This is a genomic window from Promicromonospora xylanilytica (genome assembly GCF_054782895.1).
Genome location: NZ_BAAGRP010000007.1, coordinates 124,184 through 137,807, shown reverse-complemented (window position 1 = coordinate 137,807; position 13,624 = coordinate 124,184). Strand labels below are relative to the sequence as shown.

Here is a 13,624-nt window from a genome sequence, read left to right as displayed (position 1 = left end):
TAGGTCGGTTGGTGGGCTGGGCTGGGTGAGTTCGGTCGGTTGGTGGGCTGGGCCGGGTGACTTCGGTCCGTTGGTGGGTCCGGCCCGGTGACTTCGGTCGGTTGCCTCGAGATCGGCCCGACGATCGACCGATCTCGAGGCAAGCGACCGAACTCGATGCAATTGACCGAACTCATCGGACGCCGGCCAGAACTCACGAGGTCTCCCCGCGATAACATGCGAACCGGTTCGACCTTCCAGCCTGCGGAGACGCCACTGCCCGCCACCTTGTGCCGCAAGAGTCCAATAAGTTCGGTCTTGCGGTCCTCGGAAAGGTGGGTCTACAGTCGAACCGGTTCGCACCAGAAGCAGTCACAACAGCAACGCCCAGAGCAGCAACAGCCAGAGCAGCAACAGCCAGAGCAGCAACAGCCAGAGCAGCAACAGCCAGAGCAGCAACAGCCAGAGCAGCAACAGCACCAGTCGCAACGGGCGGCAACGAGCAGCAGCACAGGAGGCAGTGTGGCCACCATCGGGGATGTCGCCCAGGCGGCGGGGGTGTCGCGCAGCACGGCGTCGTACGCGTTGTCGGGCAAGCGGGCCATCTCGGCGGACGTGCGCCGGCGCGTCGAGGACGCCGTGCGGCAGCTCGGCTACACGCCGAACGCGGGAGCGCGGGCGCTCGCGACGTCGCAGACGATGGTGATCGGGCTGCTCGCCGAGTTCCTCGAGGACGAGTTCGCGCCCGCGATGCTCCAGTACATGCTGGGCGTCTCCAACACGGCGCGCGAGCTCGGCTACGACATCCTGCTCGTGTCCGACGCCGACGGTACGCGTGCCCTGCGCCGGATCACCGACTCCCGCATGGTCGACGGCATCGTGCTGCTCAACGTCGCCGAGCGGGACGAGCGTCTGCCCATCCTGCGGTCCGCCACACAACCGGGCGCGCTCGTGGGGCTGCCCGCCGACTGCAGCGGCGTGGACGTGTTCGACCTCGACTTCGAGGAGGCCGGCCGGCTCATGGTGGACCACCTGCACCGGCTCGGGCACCGCGAGGTGGTCCTGGTGTCGCAGCCGGAGCACGTGATCGAGCGGGGCGGCGCGTACGTGTGGCGCCTGCAGAACGCCGCCCTCGAGGCAGCCCGGTCGCGCGGGATGACGCTGCACACCGTGTCGGGGTCGTCGAGCCAGCCCGACGTCGGCCGGGACCTCAACGCCCTGCTCGACGCGCACCCCGGCGTCACCGGGCTGCTGATCAACAACGAGGCCGCCGCGGCGGCGCTGCCGACCGTCCTGCACGAACGCGGGCTGACGGCACCCAGCGACCTGTCCGTCGTCGGGCGGTACTCGGACGAGTTCGCCCGCACCTTCTCCCTGCCCTACTCCTCGATCGAGAGCGCCCCCGACCGGCTCGGCCGCATGGCCGTGCGCCAGCTCGTGCGCCGCATCGAGGGCGAGGTGGCAGCGGACGAGCCGCACGTCGTCCGGTTCGTCACCCCCGAGCTCGTCGACCGCGGCAGCACCGGCGTACCCCGGCCGGCCTGACCACGGCCCGCCCAGCACCAGGCAAGCCAGCACCAGGCAAGCCAGCACCAGGCACCCACAGCACCAGGCACCCACAGCACCAGGCACCCAGCATCCGGCCCGACGGCGCCGTCGCGCAGGACCAGTTCAAGGAGGAACCATGCACCACACCCGACCCCGTACCGGGCGCAAGCCCGCCACCGGCCTCGTGGCGGTCGCCGCGCTCGCCCTGGTCGGTGTGCTCGGCGCCTGCTCGTCGGGCGAGTCCGCGTCCGGCGGTGGAGCCGGCGGCGACGACAGCACCTACACCTGGTGGGACCCGTACCCGCAGCACGACGACGCGTCGGACTGGACGGGCCGGGTACAGGCCTGTGGTGAGGAGGCCGGCGTCACCATCGAGCGCACGGCGTACGACACCACCGCGCTGACCAACCAGGCGCTGCTCGCCGCGCAGGAGGGCACGTCGCCGGACGTCATCCTGCTCGACAACCCGGCGGTCTCCACCCTCTCGGACACCGGCATGCTCACCACGGTCGACGAGCTCGGCCTGGACACCTCCGCCGTCGACGAGAACCTGCTCGCGGCCGGCGTCGTCGACGGGGAGACGTACGGCATCCCGATCGGCGCCAACACGCTGTCGCTCTACTACAACGCGGACATCCTGAAGGCCGCCGGCGTCGACCCGACGTCCGTCACCGACTGGGACTCGCTCACCGCCGCCCTCAAGGAGGTCACCGACAACGGGGACAAGGGCATCACGTTCGCGGGCATCGGCACGGAGGAGGGCTCGTTCCAGTTCCTGCCGTGGTTCTGGGGCGCCGGGGCCGACCTGCGTGACCTCGACTCGCCGGAAGCCGTCGCGGCGCTCGAGCTGTGGACCGGCTGGCTGGAGGAGGGCTACGCGCCCAACTCGGTGATCAACAACTCCCAGAACACCACCTGGGAGGAGTTCCTCACCGGCGGCTTCGGCTTCGCCGTCAACGGCACCTGGCAGGTCGACAGCGCTGCGGGCGCCGACTTCGAGACCGGCGTGGTCCAGCTTCCCGCGCGCGACGGCGGCGTCGCGCAGGCCCCGACGGGCGGTGAGTTCATCCTCGCGCCGGTCCAGCAGAACACCGAGCGCTACGACGTCACCCGGCAGATCGTGGAGTGCATGACGACGCCGGAGGGCTTCGTCGAGACGGCGAACACGTTCGCCTACTACGTCCCGCCGACGGCGGACGGGCAGGCCGCGCTCGTCGAGGAGAAGCCGGGGCTCGCGCCGTGGGTGGAGGCGGTGCGCAACGCGAAGGGGCGCACGAGTGACGACCTCGGCGCCGACTACCCGGTGATCTCCGAGGCCCTCTGGACGGCGGTCCAGAACTCCCTCTCCGGCGCGGACACGCCGGAAGAGGCCCTCACGACGGCCCAGACCGAAGCGGAATCAGCCACCAGCTGACCCACCCACCGTCGTTGAGTGCTGGATATTCGCCCTGAAACTGCCCGTCGAAGGGCGAATATCCAGCACTCGACGGAAAGACCTGAGGACTTTGTGATGACCACCATTGAGGTTGCGGCTGCGGCGGTCGGCGCGGACCGGCAGCCGGCACCCCGCCGGCGCCGCGGCCCAGCGGCCTCCCAGTGGGCCGCCGTCGGGTTCGCCGCTCCGCTGCTCGTGTACCTGATCCTCTTCTACGTCTACCCGCTCTGGCGCAACATCGACCTCAGCGTCCACGACTACACCATCCGGGCGTTCGTCCAGGGCAACGCCGAGTTCGTCGGGTTCGAGAAGTACGTCGAGGTGTTCAGCTCGTCGACGTTCCCGACGGCGCTGTGGAACACCGCCGTCTTCACCGTCGTCTCGATCGTGTTCCAGTACGCGCTCGGCCTGGCGCTCGCCGTGTTCTTCCGGTCCGGGTTCCGCCTGTCCGGCCTGCTGCGCGCGATGTTCCTCGTGCCGTGGCTGCTGCCGCTCATCGTGTCCGCCTCGACGTGGGCGTGGATGCTGAACAGCGACAACGGGATCGTGAACTCGGTGCTCGCGGCGTTCGGCGCGCAGCAGATCAACTGGCTCACCTCCCCGGACACCGCCCTGCTGTCGGTGACGGTCGCCAACATCTGGCTGGGCATCCCGTTCAACCTCGTGATCCTGTACTCCGGCCTGCAGAACATCCCCGGCGAGGTGTACGAGGCCGCGTCCCTCGACGGCGCCGGTCCGTGGAAGCAGTTCTGGAGCATCACGTTCCCGCTGCTGCGCCCGGTGTCGGCCATCACGCTCCTGCTCGGGCTGATCTACACGCTCAAGGTCGTCGACGTCATCTGGATCATGACGACGGGCGGGCCGGGCGACGCGTCGACCACGCTCGCCATCTGGTCCTACCGGGAGGCCTTCGGCACCGGCCAGCCGGACTTCTCGCCGGCCGCGGCGGTGGGCAACCTGCTGATCCTCATCGCCCTCGTCTTCGGCTTCCTGCACCTCCAGCTCCAGCGCCGACAGGAGGACTCATGACCAGCCGCCGCCCGCGCCCCCGCAGGACCCCAGGGAGAAAGCCCTGGTGGAAGACCACGCTCGGCCTCGTCCTCACCGCGTTCATGCTGTTCCCCGTCTACTGGATGGTGAACGTCTCCCTGACGCAGACGAGCGACCTGCGGGCCGACCCGCCGCACTGGTTCCCCTGGGAACCGACCTTCGAGGGCTACGCCGCGGTGTTCCAGCAGCAGCTCCCGGCACTCGGCACGAGCCTGCTGGTGGGTCTCGGCTGCGTGGCGCTCACCGTCGTGATCGCCGCGCCGGCCGGGTACGCGCTCGCTCTGCTCAACCTCCGTGGCGGTCGCACGCTGAACTTCCTGCTCCTGGTCGCCCAGATGATCCCGGCGGTGGTCATGGCCATGGGGTTCTACGCGGTCTACAACAGCCTGGGCCTGCTCAACACCGTCGGCGGGCTGATCGTCGCGGACTCGACGGTCGCCGTGCCGTTCGGCGTGCTGCTCTACACGGCGTTCATGTCGGGCATCCCGCGCGAGCTGCTCCAGGCGGCCCGGGTCGACGGCGCGGGCGCATGGCGCACCTTCCGTTCGATCGTGCTGCCCGTGAGCCGCAACTCGACGCTCACGGTCGCCCTGTTCGCATTCCTCTGGGCGTGGTCGGACTTCATCTTCGCCTCGACCCTGAACCGCAACGGCGAGCTCATCCCGATCACGCTCGGCATCTACAACTACATCGGCAACAACACGACGCAGTGGAACGCCATCATGGCGACCGCCGTCGTCGCGTCGGTGCCCGCCGCGATCCTGCTCGTCGTGGCCCAGCGCTACGTGGCGGCGGGCGTCACGGCCGGTGCGGTCAAGGACTGAAGGAGCTTCGTGACACATCACCCCTCGACGCCGACGGCGTCCCCGGTCGCGCCGCGCGGCCCGCGCCGCGGGCTCGGCGTGGGCGAGCTGCGCCTCGACGGCGGCTTCTGGGGAGCGCTCCAGGAGACGAACGCACGGGCCACGCTGCGGCACTGCCTCGACTGGATGGAGCAGCTCGGCTGGCTCGGCAACTTCGACCACGTCGCCGGGGGCACCACCGGCGGGGACCGGCCGGGCTGGCAGTTCTCGGACTCCGAGGTGTACAAGCTGCTCGAGGCGCTGGCATGGGAGCACGGCCGCACCGGCGACGCAGGCGTCGACGCGCTCCTGCGCAAGATCGTCGACCGGGTCGCCGCGGCGCAGGACGAGGACGGGTACCTGAACACCTGCTTCGGGCACGTGGGGCAGGCCGGCCGGTACACGGACCTCTCCACGGGCCACGAGCTGTACTGCACCGGCCACCTGCTGCAGGCCGCGGTCGCGCGGGTGCGGACCGTCGGCCCGACGGCGGCGGACGACGCCCTGGTGGACGTCGCCCGGCGCGCCGCCGACCACGTGTGCCGGGAGTTCGGTGCGGACGGGCAGCGCGCCACGGGTCAGGCCGGCATCTGCGGGCATCCCGAGATCGAGGTCGGCCTCGCCGAGCTCGGCCGCGCGCTGGGCGAGCCCCGGTACACCGAGCAGGCGCGACTGTTCGTCGAGCGCCGCGGGCACGGCACGCTGGCGCCGATCGCCCTGCTCAGCCCCGCGTACTTCCAGGACGACGTGCCGGTGCGCGACGCGGACGTCTGGCGCGGGCACGCCGTGCGCGCCCTGTACCTGGCGGCCGGGGCGGTCGACGTGGCCGTGGACACGGACGACGCCGACCTGCGCGCCGCCGTCGAGCGGCAGTGGACGCGCTCCGTGGAGCGCCGTACCTACCTGACCGGCGGCATGGGGTCGCGGCACCAGGACGAGGGGTTCGGGGACGACTGGGAGCTGCCGCCCGACCGTGCGTACTGCGAGACCTGCGCGGGCGTCGCCTCGGTCATGGTGTCCTGGCGCCTGCTGCTCGCCACCGGCGAGGTGCGCTACGCCGACCTCATCGAGCGCACGCTGTACAACGTCGTGGCGACCTCGCCGCGCGCGGACGGGCGCGCCTTCTTCTACGCGAACCCCCTGCAGCAGCGCGAGCCCGGCGCGGACGTGCGGCCCGACGCCGTCAACCCTCGCGCGGAGGGTGGGGTGCGCGCGCCGTGGTTCGACGTGTCGTGCTGCCCCACCAACGTGGCCCGCACGCTCGCGTCGTGGCAGGCGTACGCGGCGTTCGTCGACGAGCCGAGCGCCCTGGCGCCGGGCGCGGCTGCGGCTGCGGCTGCGGGCGCGGGCCCGGACCCGGACACGGCCCCGAGCGCGAGCGCTGCCGTCGTGACCGTCGCCCAGTACGCGGCGGGTGAGCTCCGTGTCGTCCTCGACGACGTGCCCGCCGGCGGACCGCGCGGTGGCGAGCTCGTCCTGAGCGTCGGCACGGGTTACCCCCACGACGGCCGGGTGCGCGTCGAGGTGGTCGCGGCCCCGGAGCGGCCCGTGACCCTGCGGCTGCGCGTGCCGCACTGGGCCGGGGGCGCCACGCTCACCGGCCCGGACGGTTCCGTTCGCGACGTCGACCCGGGCTGGGCGGACGTGACCGCGACCCGCCCTGCTACCGCTGCCCGTCTCGCCGCCGGCGACGTCGTGGTGCTCGACCTGCCCGTGGACCCTCGCCTGACCTGGCCCGACCCGCGGGTCGACGCGGTCCGCGGTGCCGTCGCCGTCGAGCGCGGGCCGCTCGTGCTGGCCCTGGAGTCGGTCGACCTGCCGAACGGGGTGTCGCTCGACCAGGTGCGGCTCGACGCCGCCACGGCGCCGCGCGCGCACGCCGACGGCGCCGTCGTCCGCGCGCTCGCCGTCGCGCTGCCCGACGGCGGAACGCGGACGCCGCCGTTCGGCTCCCGTGAGCCTGCCGACGCGATGCCTGCCGACGTGCTCGATCTGCCGCTCGTGCCCTATCACCGCTGGGCGGAGCGTGGCCCGTCGACCATGCGCGTGTTCGTCCCCACAGCCCGAGGCGAGGAGCCCCGATGACAGACCAGACCCTGCCCGTCCGCGCGGACGGCACCCGCCTGACCTGGCGGGGCGGCGGCGAGACGCTTGTCGTCGAGCCCTGGGGCCACGACAGCGTGCGGGTGCGTGCGACGGTCCTCGGCGACGTCGAGGACACGGACTGGGCTCTGCTGCCGCCTGCCCGCACGACCGACGACGCAGCCCACGACGCAGCCCACGACACAGCCCACGACACAGCCCACGACGCAGCCCACGACGCCGCGCGCGTCGAGCTGCGAGCCGACGGCGCGACGCTCGTGAACGGCGGTCTCCGCGTCGAGCTCACCACGACGAGCGGGTTCAGCGAGGTGCTCGGCTACGAGGTGTCGCACTGCGAGCTCGCCTTCTACGACGCCGAGGGCCGGCTGCTGCTGCGCGAGATCGACCGCGGTGGTTCGCTCCAGCTCCGCGCCCGGAACTTTCGCCCGCGGCTGGGCGACGACGGGCACACGCTCACGGCGTCGTTCGAGTCCGACCCGGCCGAGAAGCTGTACGGGATGGGCCAGTACCAGCAGCACGTGCTGGACCTGAAGGGTTCCACGTTCGAGCTGGCGCACCGCAACTCCCAGGCGAGCGTGCCGTTCGTGATGTCGAGCGCCGGGTACGGGTTCCTGTGGCACGACCCGGCGATCGGGCGGGCGACGTTCGCCCGCAACCGCACCGAGTGGCACGCCGAGTCGACGAGGCAGCTCGACTACTGGGTGACCGCCGGTCGCACGCCCGCACAGATCTCGCGCGCCTACGCCGACGCGACGGGCCACGCCCCGATGATGCCCGAGCGCGGGCTCGGGTTCTGGCAGTGCAAGCTGCGCTACTGGAACCAGGAGCAGCTCCTGGAGGTGGCGCGCGAGCACCGCCGGCGTGGGCTGCCGCTGGACGTCATCGTCGCCGACTTCTTCCACTGGCCGAAGATGGGCGACTACCGGTTCGAGGACGAGTTCTGGCCCGACCCGGCGGCGATGGTCGCCGAGCTGGAGCAGCTCGGCGTCGAGCTCATGGTCTCGGTCTGGCCGCAGGTCTCGCTGGAGTCGGAGAACGACTCGTACCTGCGGCGGAACAACCTGCTGGTCCGCGCGGACCGGGGGATCGACGTGCAGATGGCGTTCCAGGGGCCCAGCACGTTCCTCGACGTGACCAACCCCGAGACGCGACGCTGGCTCTGGGAGACCTGCCGGCACAACTACGGCGAGCACGGCATCCGCACCTTCTGGCTGGACGAGGCCGAGCCGGAGTACGGCGTCTACGACTACGACGCCTACCGCTACCACCTCGGCCCCGCCCTGCGCGTGGGCAACGTCTACCCGCAGGCGTTCGCGCGCGCCTTCTACGAGGGGCAGACGGCTGACGGCGACTCTCCCGGAGAAAATCAGGTCGTGAACCTCGTCCGCTGCGTGTGGGCGGGCAGCCAGCGCTACGGGGCGCTGGCGTGGTCGGGGGACATCTCCTCGACGTTCGAGGACCTCGCCCGCCAGGTCACCGCCGGCATCCACATGGGGGTCGCGGGCATCCCGTGGTTCACCACGGACATCGGTGGCTTCCACCGGGGCGACGTGACCGACCCGGCGTTCCACGAACTGCTCGTGCGGTGGTTCCAGGTCGGCGCGTTCAGCCCGGTCATGCGGCTGCACGGCGACCGGCTGCCGCGCGAGGACGTCGTCGCGGCGGACGGCTCGCCGCGCCTGGCCTCCGGCGGCCCCAACGAGCTGTGGAGCTTCGGCGACGAGGTGTACGGGGTGCTGGAGCGCTACGTCCACCTGCGCGAGACGCTGCGGGACTACGTGCGCGACACCATGCGCACCGCGCACACCGACGGCCAGCCCGTGATGCGCGGCCTGTTCCACGACTTCCCGGACGACGCCCGAGCGTGGGACGTCGACGACCAGTTCCTGCTCGGCCCCGACGTCCTGGTCGCGCCCGTCCTCGCGGCAGGCGTCCGCGAGCGCGACGTCTACCTCCCGGCGGGAGCCCGCTGGACCGACGCCGCGACGGGCCAGGTGCACGACGGCGGGGCGACGGTGCGTGCCGCGGCCCCGCTCGACGTCGTGCCCGTGTTCCTGCGCGACGGCGCCCTGCCTCAGGTGGTGGGCCGCACGACCGGTCGGGTGGTGCCGGGCACGCCCGCTGTCGTGGCGTCGACGGCGGAGCCGGGTGCTGGATCGTCCGGGACGGGGCTGACCAGCGCGGGGCCGAGCAGTGCGGGCTCGAGCAGTACGGGGGCGGCCTAGGTGCGCCCGGTGCCGCCCGGTCGAGGGCTCGTCCCGGGAGGTCGGCCGCCCCGCAGTGACTGCCGACCTCGGGTCTCACCTCCGGGGAAGCCGTCGGGCTGAGCACTGTCGAACCGGTTCGCCTCCCCGTGCCGTGCCCGGCGCGAGATCGGTCCTTTGCTTCGAGATCGGTCAATCAAACGACCGATCTCGAAGCAAAGGACCGATCTCGAAGATCCGGGCCAGCAACCGACCGATCTCAAGGAGCCGCGCCCAGCAACCGACCGATCTCGACGACGCAGACCAAGTGACCGAGCCACGTCCCGTCCGCACGAACCCCGACCCACGGACCCCGGCCCACGAACCCGGCCCACGAACCCCGGCTGATGACCCCCGTTCCACCCCACGATCCCCGTTCCACCCACGATGAGAAGGAAGGCACTCAACGATGAGCACGACACCTTCATGGCACAGCAGCTCGCGTAGCGGACCGCCGAGCACCAGGCCGGCCCGCGAACAGGCAGCCCACGACGGACCGGGACGGCGCAGACCCCTGCGCACCGTCGCGGCCGCACTCGCCACGCTGGCACTCGCCGGCAGCACCGTCGGGGCGGCGCTCGCGGCCCCGGCCACGGCCCAGGAGCTGCCCGCGCCCGACCTGCACTACACGATGGACGACGTGGCGGGCGACGTCGTACCGGACGCCTCGGGCAACGGGCTGGACGGCACCATCTCCGGCACCACGGGCCTGGTCGACGCCGAGGGCGGCGGCACGGCGCTCGACCTCCCCGGCGGTCAGGACGGCGGTTACGTGACCATCCCGCGCGCCGCCCTGGAGGGCGCCACCGACCTCACCGTCTCGGCGCGTGTGCGCTGGGACGGCGCGGGCGGGGCGTGGCAGCGGGTCTTCGACCTCGGCACCGACTCCACGCGCTACCTGTTCGCCACGCCGTCGAACGGCGACGGCCGCCTGCGTACCGCCCTGACGACGAACGGCGGTGGCGGCGAGGCGCAGGTCAGCGGGTACGGTCCGCTGCGCGCGGCGGACTGGGTGACGCTCACGGTCACGCTCGACGCCGCGACCGGCCAGGTCACCACCTTCCTCGACGGCGTGGCCGTCGGCTCGGCGGCGTCCGCCGTGGCCGCGGGCGACCTGCTCACGGATGCCGCGCGGTCCGCCGGCTACATCGGCAGGTCGTTCTACCCGGACCCGCTCCTGGACGGCGCCGTCGACGACTTCCGGCTCTACCGGTCCGCGCTGACGCGGGACCAGGTGGCGCAGCTCGCGGGGGAGACACCCGGCCTGGTGGACCTGGCCGAGGAGTCCTTCGAGGTACGCACCACGGTCGCGGCAGCGCCCGACCTGCCCGAGACGGTGCGAGCCACCTTCACCGACGGCTACGACCGCGCCGTGCCGGTGACGTGGGACGAGATCGACCCGGCGCAGTACGCGCAGCCCGGGGAGTTCACGGTAGCGGGCGACGCGTCGGGCACGCCGGTGACCGCTACGGTCACCGTGCACCGCGGCGAGCTGCGCGTCGACCTCGGCGCGCCGATCGGGGAGTTCCACGGTGGGGCGTCCGGCACCCTGTACGGGCTGTACGGCGACGGGCTGCCGAGCGACAACCTCATCGAGGGCATGGGGATCCGCACCGTGTCGACCAAGGCGCAGGACGGGCCCCAGCACCCGGGCGCCGACGCGCTCGAGGTGGTGCGGCCGCTCGCCGACGCCACCGACGGTGACGTCTACATCTACATGACCGACATCCACCGCGGCTTCCCGTACGAGTGGCCCGGCGACACCCCGCAGGAGAAGCTCGACGGCTTCGTCGAGAAGATCGGGACCCAGGTCGACCAGGTGCTCGAGATGCCTGCCGAGTACCAGGACAACGTCGTCTTCGTCCCGTTCAACGAGCCCGAGGGCAACATGTTCGGCACGGGCCGGTGGAGCTACGACGGCACGTCGTGGCTCGACGACCCGACGGACTACTTCGCCGCCTGGGACCGGGTCCACGCGCTCATCAAGGACCGGATGCCGGGGGCGCGCATCGCCGGGCCGAACACGAGCGTCCTCTACGGCCAGGTCAAGGGCTTCCTCGAGCACACCGTGGAGGCCGGCACCGTCCCGGACGTCATGACGTGGCACGAGCTGTCCCACCCGGAGAAGATCCGCGAGTCGGTGGCGACCTACCGCGACTGGGAGGCCGACGTCTTCGCCGGCAGCGACCTGGCGGGCACCGAGCTGCCGATCAACATCAACGAGTACGCGTTCAACTACCACACGTCGGTCCCCGGCCAGATGATCCAGTGGATCTCGGCCATCGAGGACTCCAAGGTCGACGCCGACATCGCGTACTGGAACATCGACGGCAACCTGTCCGACTCCGCCGTCCAGTCCGACCGCGGCAACGGGCAGTGGTGGCTGTTCAACGCGTACGCGCGGATGAGCGGGAACACCGTCGAGGTGACGCCGCCCTTCCCGGGCGAGAACTACACGCTGCAGGGCGTCGCCACCCTGGACGAGGAGCGCGCGACCGCGCGCACCATCGTCGGCGGCACCGACGGCGCCGCCCCGGTCGAGCTCGTGAACGTCCCGGAGGACGTCTTCGGGGACGACGTGCGCGTCACCGTGCGGGAGATCCCCTGGACCGGCCAGCTCGGCGACTCCGCGCAGCCGCGCCACCTCGCCGAGACCACCATGCCGGTGACCGACGGGAAGGTCGCCGTCGAGTTCGACGGGGAGTCGCTGCCGCTGCTGCGGGAGTCCTCCGCGTACGAGATCGTCGTGACGCCCGCCGGCGTCGGCGAGAGCACCAGCACGGCACCGACGACCTGGGAAGGCAGCTACGAGGCGGAGGACGCCACGCACACCGGGTCGGGCTACAGCCTGAACGGCCCGGAGGGCTCACCGGCCGACGTCGGCAAGTTCTACACCTCCGGCGGGTACGACGTCGGCGGCCTGCGCACCGGCTCCGACCTCGTGCTGGACTTCGAGGTCACCGTGCCGCAGGACGGCATGTACGACCTGTCCGTCTTCGCCAACAGCCAGAACACCTTCGAGGCCGTGGCCGAGCAGGGCCCGACCAACGTGTTCGTGCGGGTCGACGGGGAGGCGGAGCAGGAGCTGCACCTTCCGCTCGGCTACAAGTGGGTGGTCTGGGACCACGCCGACACGACGGTCGACCTCACGGCGGGCACACACACCATCTCGCTCGCCGCCCGGAGCCTCGACGGCAGCGGCGCCACGCAGGGCGACGCGATCGTCGACCGCATCACCCTGGCCCTGCCCGGTCCGGACGCCGCGACGTCCGTGTACGAGGCCGAGCACGCGACGCTCGACGGCGGCCGGTCGCTGTACGAGGCACCCGACGGCGTGGACCCCGCAACGGTCTCCGGCGCGGGCGGCGTCGAGCTGGCCGACGGCGAGACCGCCACGTTCTGGGTCTACGCGGCCGACGACGAGGGGACGACGCTCGGCGTCGACACCCTCGGCGGCGGCAGCGGCACGCTCTCGGTGAACGGCCGCGACGTGCTCGCCCAGGGCGAGCCGGCGGGGCAGGTCGCCGCGCACCTGTCCGGAGGCGTGAACAAGGTGGTCGTGACAGGCGGCGCGGACGGCGTCGTCGTCGACCGGCTGACGACGTCTCCCGGGGCCGGTGCGCTCACGGCGACCGAGTACCAGGCGGAGGACGCCGAGCTCGCCGGTTCCGCCGCGGTGTCCGACCTCTCGCTCGCGGAGGGCGGCAAGGCCGTGACGGACGTCGGGGGAGAGCCCGGCAACGACAGCACCCTGACGTTCCGGGTCGACGCCGGCGAGACGGGCCCGCACGCCGTCGTCCTTCGGTACTCGAACCCGGAGCAGTCGCCCGCCTCGCACTACAACCCCGACCCGATCGCCCGACGTGCCGACATCTCGGTGAACGGCGGCACCCCGGATCCGGTGCTCTTCCCCCACACGTTCCACGAGAACAACCTCTGGGAGAAGACCGTCGTGCTCGACCTGGAGGAGGGGGCGAACACCATCACGCTGAGGTCGCAGGAGGCGCCCAACTTCGACGGCGTCACCTACGCCTCCGACGTCTGGCCCGACTTCCCGCTGCGTTCGCGGTGGGCCCCGGTCGTCGACCGGATCACCGTGTCGCCGCTGGCAGCGCCGATCCGCACGCAGGTGGCGACCGAGACCGTCTGCCGAGGCGCGCGAGCCTTCCTGGTGGTCAGCACCACGAACGTCGGTGACGAGGCGGTCGGCGTGCGCGTCGCCGGAACGCTCGGTGCGCGGTCGACCGAGGACCTGGCGCCGGGCGACAGCTGGCGGCAGACGTTCCCGGCGCGCTCGACGTCGCTCGAGGCCGGATCGGTCACGGTGACGGCGGCCGGCGTCACGACGGAGCACACCTACCCGCCGGTGGACTGCGGCTGACCAGGGCCGGTCGATGAGTGCGGGGAATCTGCCGGGTCAGCGA

7 protein-coding genes are annotated in these 13,624 nt (G+C 71.9%); all 7 read left to right on the top strand.

The features are described 5' to 3' along the window. The first annotated feature begins 501 nt into the window (after positions 1 to 501). Positions 502 to 1,524 (top strand): LacI family DNA-binding transcriptional regulator, encoded by a 1,023-nt coding sequence (locus ACYVK7_RS08400; protein ID WP_460887239.1) that lies wholly within the window; start codon positions 502 to 504, stop codon positions 1,522 to 1,524. Between the two features lie 139 nt (positions 1,525 to 1,663). After that, positions 1,664 to 2,941, top strand: coding sequence for a sugar ABC transporter substrate-binding protein (locus ACYVK7_RS08395; protein ID WP_460887238.1), 1,278 nt, complete (start codon positions 1,664 to 1,666; stop codon positions 2,939 to 2,941). A 96-nt stretch (positions 2,942 to 3,037) separates the two neighbouring features. Further along, positions 3,038 to 3,991, top strand: a complete 954-nt coding sequence (locus tag ACYVK7_RS08390) for a carbohydrate ABC transporter permease (RefSeq protein ID WP_460887237.1) — start codon at positions 3,038 to 3,040, stop codon at positions 3,989 to 3,991. After that, the gene (locus ACYVK7_RS08385) at positions 3,988 to 4,836 is read left to right on the top strand and encodes a carbohydrate ABC transporter permease (protein ID WP_460887236.1); all 849 of its coding nucleotides are present in this window, start codon (positions 3,988 to 3,990) and stop codon (positions 4,834 to 4,836) included. The genes ACYVK7_RS08390 and ACYVK7_RS08385 overlap by 4 nt, the downstream gene beginning before the upstream one ends. Positions 4,837 to 4,845: 9 nt before the next feature. Then, positions 4,846 to 6,939, top strand: coding sequence for a glycoside hydrolase family 127 protein (locus ACYVK7_RS08380; protein ID WP_460887235.1), 2,094 nt, complete (start codon positions 4,846 to 4,848; stop codon positions 6,937 to 6,939). After that, positions 6,936 to 9,182 carry a glycoside hydrolase family 31 protein gene (locus tag ACYVK7_RS08375; RefSeq protein WP_460887234.1) on the top strand — a complete coding sequence of 749 codons (2,247 nt, stop codon included), beginning with the start codon at positions 6,936 to 6,938 and terminating at the stop codon, positions 9,180 to 9,182. Before ACYVK7_RS08380 ends, ACYVK7_RS08375 begins: the two co-directional genes overlap by 4 nt. A 427-nt stretch (positions 9,183 to 9,609) precedes the next feature. Next, positions 9,610 to 13,581, top strand: coding sequence for a LamG-like jellyroll fold domain-containing protein (locus tag ACYVK7_RS08370; RefSeq protein WP_460887233.1), 3,972 nt, complete (start codon positions 9,610 to 9,612; stop codon positions 13,579 to 13,581). The last annotated feature ends 43 nt before the right edge of the window (positions 13,582 to 13,624 follow it).